At 71.0% G+C, this 15,084-nt stretch carries 17 protein-coding genes; 7 read left to right on the top strand and 10 right to left on the bottom strand.

Going from position 1 to position 15,084, the window contains the following annotated elements; all coding sequences use genetic code 11:
• The first annotated feature begins 60 nt into the window (after window positions 1–60).
• The 6 genes from ACFY2A_RS25195 (at window position 61) to ACFY2A_RS25170 (ending at window position 5,134) form a co-directional block, all read left to right on the top strand.
• Window positions 61–1,548, top strand: coding sequence for a hypothetical protein (locus ACFY2A_RS25195; RefSeq protein WP_387175085.1), 1,488 nt, complete (start codon window positions 61–63; stop codon window positions 1,546–1,548).
• A 105-nt stretch (window positions 1,549–1,653) separates the two neighbouring features.
• Window positions 1,654–1,812, top strand: coding sequence for a hypothetical protein (locus tag ACFY2A_RS25190; RefSeq protein WP_387175083.1), 159 nt, complete (start codon window positions 1,654–1,656; stop codon window positions 1,810–1,812).
• A gap of 7 nt (window positions 1,813–1,819) precedes the next feature.
• Window positions 1,820–1,981, top strand: a complete 162-nt coding sequence (locus ACFY2A_RS25185) for a hypothetical protein (RefSeq protein WP_363920170.1) — start codon at window positions 1,820–1,822, stop codon at window positions 1,979–1,981.
• Between the two features lie 83 nt (window positions 1,982–2,064).
• Window positions 2,065–2,355: an acyl carrier protein gene (locus tag ACFY2A_RS25180; RefSeq protein ID WP_363920173.1), complete on the top strand. Its 291-nt coding sequence runs from the start codon at window positions 2,065–2,067 to the stop codon at window positions 2,353–2,355.
• Window positions 2,352–3,707 carry an NAD(P)/FAD-dependent oxidoreductase gene (locus tag ACFY2A_RS25175; protein WP_387175080.1) on the top strand — a complete coding sequence of 452 codons (1,356 nt, stop codon included), beginning with the start codon at window positions 2,352–2,354 and terminating at the stop codon, window positions 3,705–3,707. Before ACFY2A_RS25180 ends, ACFY2A_RS25175 begins: the two co-directional genes overlap by 4 nt.
• An 8-nt stretch (window positions 3,708–3,715) precedes the next feature.
• Window positions 3,716–5,134, top strand: coding sequence for an amino acid adenylation domain-containing protein (locus ACFY2A_RS25170; protein ID WP_387175077.1), 1,419 nt, complete (start codon window positions 3,716–3,718; stop codon window positions 5,132–5,134).
• Here the strand turns inward: ACFY2A_RS25170 and ACFY2A_RS25165 are convergent.
• The gene (locus tag ACFY2A_RS25165; protein ID WP_387175075.1) at window positions 5,097–5,345 is read right to left on the bottom strand and encodes a hypothetical protein; all 249 of its coding nucleotides are present in this window, start codon (window positions 5,343–5,345) and stop codon (window positions 5,097–5,099) included. The genes ACFY2A_RS25170 and ACFY2A_RS25165 overlap by 38 nt on opposite strands.
• A gap of 74 nt (window positions 5,346–5,419) precedes the next feature.
• On the opposite strand from ACFY2A_RS25165, the gene ACFY2A_RS25160 reads away from it, so the two are divergent.
• Window positions 5,420–6,523 (top strand): alpha-hydroxy acid oxidase, encoded by a 1,104-nt coding sequence (locus tag ACFY2A_RS25160; protein ID WP_387175073.1) that lies wholly within the window; start codon window positions 5,420–5,422, stop codon window positions 6,521–6,523.
• Here the strand turns inward: ACFY2A_RS25160 and ACFY2A_RS25155 are convergent.
• The 9 genes from ACFY2A_RS25155 to ACFY2A_RS25115 all read right to left on the bottom strand — a co-directional run bounded on the left by ACFY2A_RS25155 (window position 6,517) and on the right by ACFY2A_RS25115 (window position 14,836).
• Window positions 6,517–7,800 (bottom strand): PLP-dependent aminotransferase family protein, encoded by a 1,284-nt coding sequence (locus ACFY2A_RS25155; protein WP_387175071.1) that lies wholly within the window; start codon window positions 7,798–7,800, stop codon window positions 6,517–6,519. The genes ACFY2A_RS25160 and ACFY2A_RS25155 overlap by 7 nt on opposite strands.
• A gap of 1 nt (window position 7,801) precedes the next feature.
• The gene (locus ACFY2A_RS25150) at window positions 7,802–8,167 is read right to left on the bottom strand and encodes a GTP cyclohydrolase I (protein ID WP_387175069.1); all 366 of its coding nucleotides are present in this window, start codon (window positions 8,165–8,167) and stop codon (window positions 7,802–7,804) included.
• Window positions 8,164–9,519: a cation:proton antiporter gene (locus ACFY2A_RS25145; RefSeq protein WP_387175067.1), complete on the bottom strand. Its 1,356-nt coding sequence runs from the start codon at window positions 9,517–9,519 to the stop codon at window positions 8,164–8,166. The genes ACFY2A_RS25150 and ACFY2A_RS25145 overlap by 4 nt, the downstream gene beginning before the upstream one ends.
• Window positions 9,520–9,543: 24 nt before the next feature.
• Window positions 9,544–10,332 (bottom strand): enoyl-CoA-hydratase DpgD, encoded by a 789-nt coding sequence (dpgD, locus tag ACFY2A_RS25140; protein WP_387175065.1) that lies wholly within the window; start codon window positions 10,330–10,332, stop codon window positions 9,544–9,546.
• Window positions 10,329–11,630 carry a (3,5-dihydroxyphenyl)acetyl-CoA 1,2-dioxygenase DpgC gene (gene dpgC, locus ACFY2A_RS25135; RefSeq protein ID WP_387175063.1) on the bottom strand — a complete coding sequence of 434 codons (1,302 nt, stop codon included), beginning with the start codon at window positions 11,628–11,630 and terminating at the stop codon, window positions 10,329–10,331. The genes dpgD and dpgC overlap by 4 nt, the downstream gene beginning before the upstream one ends.
• Window positions 11,627–12,286, bottom strand: a complete 660-nt coding sequence (gene dpgB, locus ACFY2A_RS25130; RefSeq protein WP_363920192.1) for an enoyl-CoA-hydratase DpgB — start codon at window positions 12,284–12,286, stop codon at window positions 11,627–11,629. The genes dpgC and dpgB overlap by 4 nt, the downstream gene beginning before the upstream one ends.
• Window positions 12,283–13,389, bottom strand: coding sequence for a 3,5-dihydroxyphenylacetyl-CoA synthase DpgA (gene dpgA / locus ACFY2A_RS25125; RefSeq protein WP_387175060.1), 1,107 nt, complete (start codon window positions 13,387–13,389; stop codon window positions 12,283–12,285). Before dpgA ends, dpgB begins: the two co-directional genes overlap by 4 nt.
• 129 nt (window positions 13,390–13,518) lie before the next feature.
• Entirely contained in the window at window positions 13,519–13,689 is a 171-nt protein-coding gene (locus ACFY2A_RS25120; protein WP_387175058.1) for a LuxR C-terminal-related transcriptional regulator, read from the bottom strand.
• A 217-nt stretch (window positions 13,690–13,906) separates the two neighbouring features.
• On the bottom strand, window positions 13,907–14,836 hold the full coding sequence (locus tag ACFY2A_RS25115) for a transcriptional regulator (protein WP_387175056.1): 930 nt from the start codon (window positions 14,834–14,836) through the stop codon (window positions 13,907–13,909).
• Window positions 14,837–15,084: the final 248 nt, after the last annotated feature.

Below are 15,084 nucleotides of genomic sequence, written 5' to 3'. Positions count from 1 at the left end.
ACAACAGCATGACAGTGGCAGTTCGGGTGGCGTTACGGGTCGATCCGTAGAACCGACGGTATGTCGACCACCGAACTCCTCCGGCGGGAATGGACCGCGTTCCGCCGCCCGGGCCGCCTGACCGCGCTGGCCGCCGCAGCCCTCACCGTCATCGCGCTGGGTCTGTTGTACGCATTCGGCGACCAGTCGTCCTGCCCGGGGCCGTGCCCGGCCGCTCCCGTCGCCAGCGACGGCGCTACCGTCAGCGACCGGTTCTGGTTCCTGCATCGCGACCTGGGCCGCGAGGGCAGCATCACGGTCCGGATGACCGCGATGACCGGGACGATCACCTACCCTCCGCCGAACCACGACCAGATCGTGTCCGGGCTGGTGCCGTGGGCGAAGGCTGGGATCATCATCAAGGACGGCGTGCGGCCGGGCTCCCAGTACGCGGCGCTGATGATGACCGGCGGGCACGGTGTGCGCTTCCAGCACGACTACCGCCACGACGTCTCTGGAGACGCGGGCAAGGTATCGGCGGAGTCCCCGCGTTGGCTGCGCCTGACCCGCTCCGACGACACCATCACCGGCTTTGAGTCGGCCGACGGCAAGCAGTGGCGCACCGTCGCAACGGCGAAGCTCGACCGGCTGCCGGACACCGTGCAGGTCGGTCTCTTCGCCACCTCCCCCGGCGACCGCACGCTCCGGAAGGTCGGCCTCGGCGGTGCGATCGAGGAGGTCCGGTTCACTCAGGCCGTCGGCGTCTTCGACAACGTCGCCGTCGAAGGGGGCGCCACCGGCGGGTGGGCCAGCGACCCAGTCGGCGAAATGAACCACACCGACTGGGAGAAGCACCACAACGCGTCGGGGGCCGTCGAGAAAGACGGCATCATCACAGTCAGCGGAACCGGCGACATCGGGCCGCTCGGCGAGGAGGGTGCGCGTAGCGTCGAGAAGACCCTGTCCGGCCTGACGGTCGCGCTGATCATCGTGCTCATCGTCGCGGCCCGCTACGGCGCCGGCGGGGTTCGCAAGGCGGCCTCCGGGCGGGTGATCGCCGCCCGGGCGGTCGTCGTGGGGGCGACCACCTTCGTCACCGGTCTGGTCGCCGTGGGTGTCGTCTTCCCGCTTTCCATCGCGATCCTGAAGGGCAACGGCATCCCGGTGCAACCGGTGCCGGTGCTGACCGGCACTCGGGTGATCCTCGGCGTCCCGGCGGTGCTCGCCCTCTGCGCCGTCCTCGCCTACGGGCTTGGCGTGTGGCTGCGGCGCAGCGGGGCGACGATCGTCGTCGGGCTGTCGCTGGTCGCCCTGCCCTACGCCGTCACGGCTGTCCCACTCCTGCCCGACACGGTCTCCGAGTGGCTGCTGCGGCTCACGCCGACCGCCGGCTTCGCCGTCAAGCAGACGATGCAGGAGTACCCACAAGTAACCGCGCATTACGTGCCGTCGGCCGGGTACTTCCCACTTCCTTGGTGGGCCGGGCTCGCCGTACTCTGCGCGTACACCGTGATCGTGATGCGGATGGCCCTCGGCCGCAACCGGGCCGCGGACATCGACTGGCGATAGCAGACGGCACGTGTGATACCCACATATCCACAATGGCAGCCGACGGTTGAGGCGGCCTCTCGCGCGGCTGAGTACATCGCTGGCCTTTCGCCGGACCGGGCGATCATGCCCGAACTGCGCTTCGAAGGGGCGGTTGGATTCGCGCAGTTCGAGGTGAGCGCGATGAACTGGACCCGGCACGTATGGGACCTCAGCGATGAAGAACTCGCGGCAGTTGGCAAGATCCTGGGACATCCGGTGACGCAGATCCACGCTCACTACTGAAGACGAGTTGTGGCGACAGCTCGCCCACCGCGCCCGCGAGTGGGGACCGGCCTGGGTCGTCGGCGCGATCGGCATCGCCCTGCCGGCGCTCACCCACCTCGCCGCGAGGATCAGCCGGGGTCACGTCCGGCACGCCGACGATGTGGAGGCATTGTCCGTGTGCAACTGAATAGATTGTGCTGGTTGGACGAGCGGCGGCCACCGCCGCCCACGCCCTAGCCTCGGCTCGAGATAGCCTCCTAAGGGGATTCGATGCCGACAGACCAGCACACCCAGATTCTCGAAGTCCTGACCGAATACGTATCCGTTCGGCTGCTCGGTGTGGAAAACGCCACCGACCTCACCAAGAACACGCCGCTGCTCGAACTCGGCGTGCTGAACTCGATCGAGACGGCCCGGCTGGTGGCGTACATCCGCGAGACGTTCGGCGTGCGGCTATCGCCGGCCGCCATGACCGCGCGCAACTTCCGTGACCTGGAGACCATCGCCGGTCTGGTGGCCGGTGTCCCGGTTTCGGCCGCTGCGAGCGAGGAGTCCGCATGAACGAGAACACCGCGTACGACGTCGGCATCATCGGCGGCGGTCCGGCCGGATCGACGATGGCGTCCTATCTCGCGAAGGCCGGGCTCAAGGTCGCGGTGTTCGAGGCGTCCGCGTTCCCGCGCGAGCACGTCGGCGAGTCGCTGGTGCCGGCCACCACGCCGGTGCTGCGGGAGATCGGCGCGCTCGAAAAGATCGACCAGGGCGGCTTCCCGCGCAAGTACGGCGCCGCCTGGACATCCGCCGACTCGCGGCCGGCCTCGCCGATGAACTTCCAGGTCAGCTCGCACGGGTGGGGCGTGGCCGAGATCAGCTACGAGGAGCGCAAGCAGAAGGGGGTGGAGCAGCCGTACTCGTACCACGTCGACCGCGGCCGGTTCGACCTCATCCTGCTCGAGCACGCCCGGGAGCTCGGCGCCACGGTGCACACCGAGACGCGGGTGAACCGCGTCGACTTCACCGACCCCGACCGGCCGGTGCTACACGTGACCGCCGACGGCGAGAAGCGCCAGGTGCCGGTCCGGATGGTGGTCGACGCCAGTGGGCGGCAGACCCACCTCGGCAATCAGTTGAAGATCAAGGTGCCGGACCCGGTGTTCAACCAGTATGCGGTCCACACCTGGTTCGAAGGGCTGGACCGGGAGGCGCTGGCCCGCGACGAGAGCCAGTCCGACTTCATCCACGTGCACTTCCTGCCGCTCGAGGACACGTGGGTCTGGCAGATCCCGATCACCGACACCATCACGTCGATCGGAGTGGTCACTCAGAAGAAGCGCTTCAAGGCGGCCAAGGACGACCTGGAGACCTTCTTCTGGGACACGGTCAGCAGCCGGCCCGACCTGCACAAGCAGCTCCAGCAGTGCGAACGGCTGCGGCCGTTCAAGACCGAGGGCGACTACAGCTACGCCATGCGCGCCGTCGCGGGCGACGGCATGGTGCTGATCGGCGACGCCGCCCGGTTCGTCGACCCAATCTTCTCCAGTGGCGTGAGCGTCGCGATGAACAGCGCCCGGCTCGCCGCGGCGGACATCATCGCCGCCGCCGAGGCCGGCGACTTCCGGCGGGAGCGGTTCGACACGTACGTCGACACGCTGCGCCGCGGCGTGAACAGCTGGTACGACTTCATCTCCATCTACTACCGGCTGAACATCCTGTTCACCGCGTTCATCGACGACCCGCGCTACCGGATGGACGTCATCCGGATGCTGCAGGGCGACGTGTACGACGACGTGGAGCCGCCGGCGCTGGCCGTGATGCGGGAGTTCGTGGCGGCCGTCGAGGCCGACCCGGAGCACCTCTGGCACGGCCGCCTGGGCAACCTCAAGGCGAGCGCCGCCGCCGCGGCGTTGTTCTGAGGCGCGCCATGCTGCTGCCCGATCTGGTCCGGACCGCGGCGCGGCGCAGCCCGCACGCTCCCGCGGTCCGCGACGGCGCGGCCACCGCAACGTACGCGGAACTGGACGCTCTGGCCGACCGCTGTGCGCATGCCCTGGCCGACCTCGGCGTGCGCCCCGGGGACCGGGTGGTGCTCTGGACCTCGAAGAGCATCGACACGGTCGCCGTCATGCAGGCAGTGCTCCGGCTCGGGGCGGCCTATGTGCCGGTCGCCCCGTCGAACCCCCGCCCGCGGGTGCAGTGCATCGCCGACGGGTGCGCCGCGCGGTTGGTGCTCGCCGACGACGACCTGGCCGGGCTGCGCACGCGGCCCGGCCAGACACTGAACGACGCGGCGGCGACGCCGGCCGACTGCGCGTTCATCCTCTACACCTCCGGCTCCACGGGGGCGCCGAAGGGCGTCAGCATCAGCCACCGCAACGCGCTGTCCTTCGTGTGCTGGGCCGCCGAAGAGACCGGCCTCGATGCCAGTGACCGGCTCGCCAACCACGCGCCGTTCAACTTCGACCTGTCGGTGTTCGACCTGTACGGCGCGTTTCTGGCCGGCGCCTGCGTCGACCTGGTGCCGGCGACGCTCGCGTTCGCCCCGGAGGCGCTGACCCGTTTCCTATTCGAGCGCGAAATCACCGTGTGGTATTCGGTGCCCTCAGCCCTCCAGTTGATGACCGCGGACGGCGGCCTGCTCGACGGCGATCCGCCGCCGGCGCTGCGGGTCTGCGTATTCGCCGGCGAACCGTTCCCGATCGCCGACGTGCTGCGCCTACGCGCGGCCTGGCCCGCCGTCCGGCTGTTCAACTGGTACGGACCCACCGAGACGAACGTGTGCACCTCATACGAGGTGACCGCCCACGACCTGACCCGGACCCGGCCGCTGCCGATCGGCCAGGCGTGCAGCGGCGACCAGGTGTGGCTGGACCCGCCCGGTGCCGACGTCGGCGAGATCGTCGTGGACGGTCCGACCGTCATGCTCGGCTACTGGGGCCAGCCCGCGCAGGACGGACCCTACCGGACCGGCGACTTCGGCCGGATCGGGCCGGACGGCAACCTGGAGTACGTGGGCCGCCGCGACCACATGGTCAAGGTGCGCGGGCACCGGGTCGAGCCGAGCGAGATCGAGGCCGTGCTGGCCACCCATCCCGCCGTGGCCGCAGCCGCCGTCGTGGTGGTCGGCGCCGGGCTGGACAGCCGCATCCACGCCGCCGTCGTGCCGGCCGGCGACGCGCGGCCCACCATGCTCGGGCTCAAGGCGCACTGCGCCGCGCACCTGCCGACGTACATGGTGGTGGATGCCGTCCGGCTCGTCGCCGAGCTGCCCCGGACCGCCAACGGCAAGGTGGACCGGGCCGCGGTCACCGCCCTGTGGGCCGAGGCGGTTGTGCGCGGCTGACGTCCCAGCCGTCCGCGTCCGGCGCCGCCCCCACGGCGCCGGCATCCGGGACCGCCAGGTCGACGACGAGCTCGCCGTCCGGGCTGAGCATCGCGCCGGCCCGATCGGGGGTGACGCCGTTCGGCGCGGCGGCCGCCAGCAGCCGGCCGAGCGCGCCCGGACCGCGCTGCAGCACCGCCTGGATCCCGGTGAGCGACTCGGCCTCGTTCACACCGCACCACACCTCGCGCAAAGTCGCCAACACCGCGAGCCCGGTCCGAGAGTCCGGGCGAGGAGGACGGCCGGATGAATGGCAGGAATGGCAAGACAGTGCCGGCGTTCGGCAGCGTCGCCGACGCCGAGCTCGCCGCCGCCACCGTGCTGCCGGCCGACGTCTGGGACTTCGTCGCCGGTGGCAGTGGCCGGGAGACCACCTTGGAGGCCAACCGGGTCGCCCTGGACCGGGTCTTCGTGGTGCCCCGCGTGCTGTGCGACGTGTCCGCCTGCGACACCGCCTCGACGCTGCTCGGCCGGCCGGTGGCACAACCCTTGGCGGTCGCGCCGGTGGCCTATCAGCAACTGCTGCACCCGGACGGGGAGGACGCGACCGCACGCGCCGCCGCAGCCGCCGGGGTGCCGTTGGTCGCCAGCACCCTGAGCAGCATCCCGATCGAGCGGATCGCCGCGGCCGGCGGGACGGTCTGGTTCCAGGTCTACTGGCTGCGGGACACCCCTGCGGTGCTCGACCTGGTGCGCCGGGCCGAGGACGCGGGCTGCCAGGCCGTCGTGGTCACGGTCGACGTGCCCTGGATGGGCCGCCGCCTGCGCGACATCCGCAACGGGTTCGCCCTGCCGCCGCACGTACGGGCGGCGAACCTTGGCGCCACCGGCGCCGCGCATCAGAGGCAGGCCGGCGCCTCGGCCGTGGCGGCGCACACCAGCCAGCTCTTCTCCCCCGCGCTCACCTGGCAGTCGATCGAGACGCTGAGGCGGCACACCCGGCTGCCGGTGGTGCTCAAGGGAGTGCTGGCCGCCGACGACGCCCGGCGCGCGGTGGAGTCCGGCGTGGACGCGGTAGTGGTCAGCAACCACGGCGGCCGTCAGTTGGACGGCGCCGTGCCGAGCGTGGACGTGCTGGCGGAGGTTGTCGAGGCGGTCGGCGGGGCCGGTGAGGTGCTGCTCGACAGCGGCATCCGCGGCGGCACCGATGTGCTCCGGGCGCTCGCGCTCGGCGCCGCCGGAGTGCTGGCCGGGCGGCCGCTGATGTGGGGCCTGGCAGCCGGCGGCGAGCCCGGGGTGCGCCGGGTGCTCGACCTGTTCGCCACCGAGCTGCGCGAGGCCATGGGCCTCGCCGGGTGCGGCACCGTCGCCGAGGCGGGAGCGCTGCGCACCGTACGACGGGGTCAGTGACTTTCGGCTTCGATGAACGCCACCAGCCGGTCGATGCCCCCGTCGATCTCCTCGGGCGACAGGTAGCTCACGGAGAGCCGGAGTGCCCGGCGACCGCCGTCGTCCGGGTGGAAGTAGCGCATCGGCGTCCAGATGACCCCGAACTCCTCGGCCGACCGAGTGAGCGCCGCGTCGTCGGCCTCGAATCCCACGGCCAGGCTGAGGAAGAAGCCACCACTGGGCTCGTTCCACCGCACACCCAGCGCCGCCCGGCGCTCCTCCGGCAGCCGCTCGGCCAGCCGGTCGAGCACCCGCCGCATGGCGTCGCCGTAGTGGCCGGCCGCCTTGGCGTTCAGCTCCGATATCCGGCCGCCGGCGGCCAGCAGCGCACCCGCCACCACCGCCTGGCTCAGCGACGAGGTGTTGACCGTGACCATGCTCTTGATTTTCGAGAGCTCGCCGGCCAGCGGCCCGCTCCGGCCGTCATCGCCGACCACCTCCTGATCGGCCACCGCGAAGCCCACCCGAGCGCCCGGGAAGAGCGTCTTCGAGTACGAGCCGAGGTGCACCACGCGGCGATGGCGGTCCAGGGCCTTGAGCGTGGGGATCGGCTTCCCCGGACTGACCAGCCGGTAAGGCGTGTCCTCCAGGATCAGCAGGTCCTCGCGCGCGGCCAGGTTCAGCAACGCGGTGCGGTCCGGCGCGGACAGCGTGGAACCGGACGGGTTGGCGTGGTCGGGCACGAGGTAGAACGCTCGCGGCCGGTGCCCGGCGGCACGCTCGACCCGGATCGTTGCCTCGATGGCGGCCAGGGAGAACCCTTCGGCGGTCTCCGGCACCGGGCTGAGCGTCACGTCCAGCAGCCGGGCCACCCCGGTGATCCCCACATAGCAGGGGGTGGAGACCAGCAGCACGTCGCGCGGATCCCGGATCAGCGCGCGGACGACCAGCATCATCGCCTCCTGTGCACCGACGGTGACCACGATGGACTCGGCCGGCACGTCGATGCCCTCGTCCCGCCGCAGCGAGTCGGCGATGATCTCGCGGATCTGGCCGGCGGTAGGTCCGTACTGGTAGACCGCCGTGCGCACCTGCGCCGGTGAGGCGCCCTGGTCGCTCAGGTGGTCGAGATAGCGGCGGAGGTGAGCGATGACCTCCTCGGTTGCGAAGAACCCGTCGTACGGGCGGCCGGGCGCGAATGAGATCGCCGCCGGATAGCGCAGGGTGATCTCGTTGAGGAAGTTCATCGCGTCCAGCACTGGATCGGACAAACTTGGATGCAGCTCGGCTCGGCGCATCTCAGCGCCCGCCCAGCCCGGCGGCGGCCAGGAACTCGCCGCGGTAACGTGCGTCGTCGCGCGGTACGTCCAACATCGTCGAGGCGGTGGTGCGCGCGCCGGCCGCCTGGACGCCGCGCAGTGTCATGCGCAGGTGCTCGGCCTCGATCACCACGCCCACCCCCGTTCGGCTCCAGTTTCCGGGTGAGCCGGTAGGCGATCTGCACTCGGGGGCGGTCAGCAGGTCGGCATCGGGCCGGGCCATCCGGGCTGGCGTCTCGTGCAGGCTCTCCGGGCTCAGGTCGACGCACAGCGCCTGGAGAAAGGTCGCGGCCCCGATGTTGCTTGCCGGGCGGGCCCGTACGACGTATTTCGCGGTGATGGTCATGCCCTCTCCTCGGGAGCCGGTGCCGGCCGGGCGGCCGGCAGACCGTTCCAGGTGTCGTGATCGATCTTGCGGAGTCGTTCATCCTCGTTGGACTCGACGCGGGCCATCGTGTAGCGCAGCAGCGGCGGCGCCATCAGCGAGGTGACGATGGCGACCAGCACGACGATCGTGTAGGTCGCGGTGTTGAGCACACCCAGGCGCAGGCCGGTGAGGGCCACCACCACCTCTACCACCCCCCGGGAGTTCATGCCCGCGCCGATTGCCAGGCCCTCCCACCGGTTCAGGCCGCTGAGCCGGGCACCGGCGTACGCGCCGGCGAACTTGCCCACGATGGCGATGGCCAGCACCAGCACTGCGGCGAGCGCGACCCGTGGCTGGGCCAGCGCGGTCAGGTCCATCCGGAACCCGGCCGTGGCCAGGAAGATCGGCGCGAAAACGCTGAGCGTCACGGTGCGCAGCGCCGCGAGTTTCGCCTGGTTCGCTGCGCGGGGAAGCCCGACCAGGATGCCGGCCACGAAGGCGCCGAAGACCGGCTCCATGCCCAGCGCCTGAGTGATGATCGCACCGGAGAGGACGAAGACGACGGCGGCCACGATGCTGGGGCCGGCCTCCGGGCTGCGGTCGACGAACCGCATGGCCCGGCGCACCAGCGGCCGGCCGACGAGCGCGGCGAGCACGACGAACGCGATCAGGTAGGCGATCGCCTTCACCACGCTGCCCGCGCTCAGCCCGGCGGTCGCGGCCATCGAAACCACCGCCAGCAGGAACCAGGCGACCGCGTCGTCGATGGTGCCGGCGGCCAGCGTCAGCTGACCGACGTCGCGGTGCAGCAGGCGCATGTCGGAGAGGGTCTTGGCGATGACCGGGATGGCGGTCACCGCCATGGCGACTCCCATGAAGCCGGCGAAGACCAGCGGGTCGGTCACCACCGACCCGCTCAGCCAGTTGGCCAGCAGGTAGCCGGTGCCGAGACCGAGGACCAGCGGCAGCAGCAGGCCGGCCAGGCTGATCCGCGCGGCGGTGGCCTTGCGCCGCCGGACCATGGCGACGTCCAGGTGGGTGCCGGTGAGTCCGACCAGCAGCAGGACGCCGATCTGGCCGACCGCGTCGAGCAGATGCATCTGCCCCGGGTCGGTCGGGAAGATCCAGGCGGTCACCCCAGGCAGAAGGTGGCCCAGCAGCGACGGTCCCAGGATGACGCCGGTGGCCAGTTCGCCGACGATGGCGGGCATGCCCACCCGTTCCGCGAGGCGGCCGAGTAGCTGGGCGACCAGCAGTAGCACGGTCACCGCCATCAGGAACACCAGGAGGGAATGCCCGCCGAGCGCTCCGGGCGGCGCGGACAACGTCATCTCGCGACTCCTCCGGTCGACCGATCACTTCCCGGACCAGGACGGCGTCCGCTTCGCCACGAAGGCCTGGATGCCCTCGACGGCGTCGGCGCTGTGCCGCCGCCGGTCCTCCCAGCGGTAGTCGGCGCCAAAGGCGTCCGGCAGCGGCAGGTCAACTGAGCGGAGCGCGGCCTCCTTGATCGACCGCACCGACAACGGCGCGCTCGCGACCAGATCGGCGACCCAGCCCGCCACGCACTCGTCCAACCGCGCGGCCGGCACCACGTCGTTGACCAGCCCGTACGTGTGGGCGGTCGCGGCATCGAAGCGCCGGCCGGTGAGCAGGTAGCCCATCGCCGCTTTCGGAGGCATCTGCCGGATCAGCCGGAAGACGCCGCCGGCGCCCGGGACGAGCCCGAGGCGTACCTCCGGAAGCCCGAACACCGACCGGTCGGAGGCGACGATCAGGTCGCAGGCGAGGGCGAGTTCGAAGCCGCCGCCGAGTGCGTACCCGTCGACCCGCGCAACCACCGGTTTGCTGAAGTCGAACCGCTCGGTGAGCCGGGGCCAGCCGGGCCGGCCCCGGCTGCCGAAGGATGATGCCGGGACGCCCGCCGCGGTGAGGCGGGCGCTCTCCTTGAGGTCCTGCCCCACCGAGAAGGCGCGGTCCCCCGCGCCGGTCAGCACCGCGACCCGAATCTCGTCGTCGGCCTCGATGTCGTCCCAGATCTCGGCCAGTTCCTCGTGCATCCGCAGGTCCATGGCGTTGAGCACCTCGGGCCGGTTCAGCGTGACCCGGGCGACGTGGCACGCCTTCGCGTAATCCACGGTCATGCCGGGCGCTCCGCGAACCGGCCGGTCTTGGCCAGCACGTCGGGGGCGTGGATGCGCAGCGCCTGCTCCAGCGCGAACTCCGCCAGGTATGCCCGCAGGTCGTCGACGGACTCCTCGGCCACGTTGATCATCCGCCGGTTGGCCACGACGGCGTCACCGGCCAGCCGGGCCAGCGCGGCCTCGACCGCCGCGTCCATCTCGCCGGACGGCACCACCTCGTCGACCAGCAGGCCGGCGGCCGGCTCGGTGGCCTCGATCCGGCGGCCGCCGAGAATGACCTGGCGAGCCAGCCGGGCACCGCCGATCCGGGCGAGGCGCAGGTTGGCGGCGCCCGGCACGATGCCCTCCTGGGCGGCGGGCAGGCTGAGGTAGGCATCGGCGGCGGCCAGCACGTGGTCGAAGACCATCAGGAGCTGGCATCCGCCGCCGATCGCGAACGTGTCGACGGCGGCGACCCACGGCTTCTGCACCGGCGGCAGCCACCGGTCCAGTTCGTCGTCGGCCAGGCCCCGGGCGAGCTTGTGCAGGTAGCCCAACTCGCGCCGGAGCAGGAACCCGGTCAGCGAGATGCGGCCGGCGCTGATGCTCTTCAGGTTGATCCCGGCGCTGAACACCCGGCGGCCCTGATAGCGGGGATGGCTCATCTCGCCGCCGCGCACCAGCCCGATCCGCACCGCCGGGTCGAGCAGGGCCAGGTCGACGGCGGTCTCCATGTCGTCCACCTGCTGCTCGTCTTCGGCGTTGAGACAGTCCTGCCGGCACAGGGTCAGCCGGGCCACCCCGTCGCGTCGTTCCAGTCGCACCGCCTCGGTCACCAGCAGCCCAGTGCGCCGGAACTCGGGAAGCAGCCGCAGTGCCCGGTCGGTGGGCCGCAGCATCGCAGTCATCAGGTGCCGCCCAGACGGCGCCGACCGCAGGATCGCCCGCAGGAAGATACCCTGGTCGATCTCGTAGCCTTCCTTGTCCGCCTGGGCCCGGGACCGCTCCACCGCCAGGTGCGCAGCCGTCGGCACCAGCCCCGGGAACGCGTTGGCAGCGGCCTCGGCGAGCTCGTCCAGCCGCAGATACCGGGTACGGCCCCCGGTGATCTCGTCGTAGACCTGATCGGCGTACGCGTCCAGGAAGCGCGCCCGCAGGCGGCGGGCCGCGTCGTGCGCGGCCGCCGCCTCGGCTCGTTGCTGCGCGGTGCGCCGGGTGGGCAACGGCAGCGCAGCCAGCACCCGGTCGACGTGGGCCGCCGCGTCAGCCAGGTGCACCCAGTAGGCGGCGATGCTCCGCGGCAGGGCCGCCGTGGTCATGAGACCACGACCCGGCGCAGGGCTCGGTCGCAGGCGGCCAGGTGCGCACCGAGCGCCTCCTCGAAGCTGCGCTCGGTGGCGTCGGCCATCAGTTGCCGCCGGATCGCCAGCTCCTTGCCGGTCAGGCCGGCCACCGCGGTGGCGACCTCGGCCAGCGCGTCGTCCGGCTGGTCGACGACCGCGTCGAGCAGGCCGGCCGCGGTGGCGGCCCCAGCGTCGACCGGCGTGCCGAGCAGCGCCGCCCGGCGCAGCCGTCCACCCTGCCGGGCGAGCCGGTACAGCGCCATCCCGGGCCAGGTCGCGTCGGCGCTCACCGACACGACGAGGCGGGTGCCCGCGACGGCGATCCGGATGTCGGTGGCCAGCAACAGGTCGAGCGCCGTGCCGCCGCAGTCGCCAGCGCTGACCGCCACGGTGACCATGCCGAGCCGCTCAAACCGGCGCACCGCCCGTTCCCATTTGGTCAGCAGCCCGACGCTGACATCGCGGGTCCAGCCCGGCTGCGGGGCGCCGGAGACGTACACCGTCAACATGCCCGCGCCGTATTCGTCCTCGGCCCGATCGCAGACGGCCAGCACCGCCTCGACGACGGCCGGCGAGACCGGCTGATGTCCGTCCACGTGCAGGACCAGATCGCCGACTCCGGCTGCGGTCACCACTGGACCAGCGCCGTCTCGATCGTCGAACCGGGACCCATGGTCATCAGAACTCCGTAGTCGCCGGGGCGGGTGACGCCCTCTTCGACCAGCCGCTCGTAGGAGAACAGGAACGAGCCGCTGGATACGTTGCCGTACTCGCGCAGGACGCGGGTGGTGTGCCGGACGTCGTGCCGGGTCAGCCCGAGGTTGACCACGACCGCGTCGATGACCTTCTTGCCGCCGGAGTGCACCAGCCACTGCGCGATGTCGCTGCGGCGCAGGCCGGTGCCGGCGAGCAGACGGTCGATCACGGTCTCGGCGTTGGCGCCCACGACGTACGGAATCTGCGGGTCGAGGAAGAAACTGAACCGGTCCAGGTCGCTGTCCCAGTCGTAGCGCATCGCGTCGATCGCGTCGGTGATCAGGAAGCTGGCGAATTTGAGGATCCGCGGGCCCGGACGGGACTCGCCCGGCCGGTCGCTGACCAGTGCCACGGCGGCCGCGCCGTCGCCGAAGAGGCTGTTGACCACCGAGGTGCGCATGGTGCCGTCGAGAGCGTACGCCGCGGAGCAGGCCTCGGTGCACAGCACCACGCCCAGCTCGCCGGGGTGCGCTGCGGACCAGCCGGCGACCACGTTGAGCGCGTTCAGACCGGCGTTGCAGCCCATCCCCACGATGTCCGAACGGCCGCAGTGCGGGTCGATGCCGAGTTCCTTGATAAGCAGCGCGCTGAGGCCGGGGGTGAGGAAGCCGGTTGACGTCACGCAGCAGAGGTGGCGCAGGTCGGAGAGGGCGGCACCGGCCCGCTTGAGGCAGGCCTGGAGGGCCTGACTGCCCATCTCGATGGCGAGGCGGCGGTGTTTCGCCAACAGCTCACCCTGCGGCTCGGGACGGCGCAGGCCGGTCGCGTCGGGTTCCGGCAGAGTGAGGCGGCGCGTGTCGATCGCACTGTTCAGGTAAACCGACCGGACCCGGGGGTCGTCGATTCGGAGCAGTTCCAGCAATTCAGGTTGGGTGACCATCGCTCCGGTCACCGCGGTGCCTACCCCGACAATTCTCGAAATGGCGGGCGGGACCCCGGTGGATACCGAATCGCCGGGCTTCTCGAGGGTGGCCGTCATCGGTACATCCACCCCCACATCCGGCGCTTGGTACGAATGAGCTCCTTGACCGATGCCGCAGACATCCCGACCTCCGAGGAATGTGAAGAACCCTGACCCTGCGACCGTAAGGAGGCACCTCAGAAAACGTCAAACGCCTGTCCAACCGCCCATCAGGCGTTGAAGTTCGGCGCGGCTGAGCATATTTAATTTGAGATACACCTTGGTTGGATGCTGTTCCACCGTGCTCACCGTGCTGGAGAAACGCTCGGCGATCTGCCGGTTGGTGTGGTCGCGCCGGTCCAGGCTGGCGCGGATCACGACCGACAGCGGCAGGCCACCACCACGCCCCACGCGGGCGGCGGCACGGCGTGGAAAACTTCCTGGACTGTTCAACCGGGGCCCGCACGCCGGTTGAACAGGATGGCTCGGCCGGTCACCGCACCGCGGTCCCGGCCTTCAGCTGACCCCACTACTCGTCGCCGGGCCCGCGGCACCAGGATCCGGAGACCGACAGCCCGGCCGCGGATGGGCTTACCTAACGACTTGCGGTGCGCCGTCGAACACCCCGCGGGGCGTTTCCCATGTCAGCCCGCCACACGTTGTCCCGGACCGACCGGGTGGCGAGATCGGCCCACAGATCGGCGAACTGGCCGGCCAGGTCGGCCACCACGTCGGTACAGTGCGGCGGCACGTTGTCGACGATGTTGTCCCATTCCTCGGCCCAGCGGGCGTGCAGGGTCAGCAGCCGGAGCAGATTGCGCCCGGTCTCGGAGTAGCGCAGCGCCGGATCGGCCATCAGGCGGTCAACCAGGGCGGAACGGTCGATCGCCGACGCCGACGCCGGCCCGCCGCCGGAGCGGATGAGATTCAGCGGCGGCTCCCGGTCGCCGCTGGGCGGCGCTGCCGCCGGGGCGGCGCCCCGAGGCCGCCGGGCCGGAACCACTTCCGCGCCACTAAGCAGGCGGTTGCGGACATCGCGGGCCGTCTCCGGGGATATCGCGGCGGCCTTGGCGACCTGCCGGAGGGACATGTTCGGGTTGTCGGTCATCAACTGGCCGGCCAGCCGACGGCCCGCGCTGCTGTCCAGCGGACGCACCCGGCCGTCCTGGCCGATCCGGCTGGCGTCGGGCGCGGCAGCCCCGGCCACCCGCCGGCGGATGTAGCCAACGGTGCCCGGCGAGATGCCGGCCACGGCGGCGACCCGGCGGTCCGACCACTGCGGATAGAGGGTGGCGATGCGCTCCGCCGCGCGTTTGCGATCGGCGAGGGCGAGCGGCAGGCCGTGAGCGACGTTGAGCGACACCGACAGCACGAACGCCTCGGCCTCGGAACCATCAAAGAATCGCCCGGTGATGGAGGTTTCGCCGCGCTGGAGCGCCGCCCGGACGCGGTGGGCGCCGTCGATGACACGCATCGTCGGCCGGTGCACCACTATCGGCGGCAGATCACTCTGCGCGGCCACCATGTTCTGAACATGGTCCGGACACGGGCCGGCGAGCCGGGGGGATCCGTCCAGGCACAGCGCACTGATATCCATTCGGACCAGGGGTCTACGGCTTAATTCCTCTTCCTCGGCTGACAAATGAACTCCAAGGCTAAGACGTATGTGTTCGAAGCGGCATCCGGAAACACACGAGAGCCAGGTGCGAGCGGCATGGATCAGACGGCCGAATGCAGAATCGTTCCGGCCCCTTGGATAAGACAATGTGAAAG

The sequence above is a fragment of the Micromonospora sp. NPDC000442 genome (assembly GCF_042898635.1).
In the GTDB taxonomy this organism is placed as follows: Bacteria; Actinomycetota; Actinomycetes; order Mycobacteriales; family Micromonosporaceae; genus Micromonospora.
This window is presented reverse-complemented; position numbering and strand designations above follow the sequence as displayed.

Excerpts from the sequence above, each read along its gene's own strand:
- ACFY2A_RS25155 (WP_387175071.1), bottom strand. The coding sequence starts at position 7,800 with ATGCGCCGAGCCGAGCTGCATCCAAGTTTGTCCGATCCAGTGCTGGAC.
- ACFY2A_RS25115 (WP_387175056.1), bottom strand. The coding sequence starts at position 14,836 with ATGGTGGCCGCGCAGAGTGATCTGCCGCCGATAGTGGTGCACCGGCCG.
- dpgA (WP_387175060.1), bottom strand. The coding sequence starts at position 13,389 with ATGACGGCCACCCTCGAGAAGCCCGGCGATTCGGTATCCACCGGGGTC.
- ACFY2A_RS25190 (WP_387175083.1), top strand. The coding sequence starts at position 1,654 with ATGCCCGAACTGCGCTTCGAAGGGGCGGTTGGATTCGCGCAGTTCGAG.
- ACFY2A_RS25180 (WP_363920173.1), top strand. The coding sequence starts at position 2,065 with ATGCCGACAGACCAGCACACCCAGATTCTCGAAGTCCTGACCGAATAC.
- ACFY2A_RS25175 (WP_387175080.1), top strand. The coding sequence starts at position 2,352 with ATGAACGAGAACACCGCGTACGACGTCGGCATCATCGGCGGCGGTCCG.
- dpgC (WP_387175063.1), bottom strand. The coding sequence starts at position 11,630 with ATGACCACGGCGGCCCTGCCGCGGAGCATCGCCGCCTACTGGGTGCAC.
- ACFY2A_RS25160 (WP_387175073.1), top strand. The coding sequence starts at position 5,420 with ATGAATGGCAGGAATGGCAAGACAGTGCCGGCGTTCGGCAGCGTCGCC.
- ACFY2A_RS25145 (WP_387175067.1), bottom strand. The coding sequence starts at position 9,519 with ATGACGTTGTCCGCGCCGCCCGGAGCGCTCGGCGGGCATTCCCTCCTG.
- dpgD (WP_387175065.1), bottom strand. The coding sequence starts at position 10,332 with ATGACCGTGGATTACGCGAAGGCGTGCCACGTCGCCCGGGTCACGCTG.
- ACFY2A_RS25150 (WP_387175069.1), bottom strand. The coding sequence starts at position 8,167 with ATGACCATCACCGCGAAATACGTCGTACGGGCCCGCCCGGCAAGCAAC.
- ACFY2A_RS25195 (WP_387175085.1), top strand. The coding sequence starts at position 61 with ATGTCGACCACCGAACTCCTCCGGCGGGAATGGACCGCGTTCCGCCGC.
- ACFY2A_RS25170 (WP_387175077.1), top strand. The coding sequence starts at position 3,716 with ATGCTGCTGCCCGATCTGGTCCGGACCGCGGCGCGGCGCAGCCCGCAC.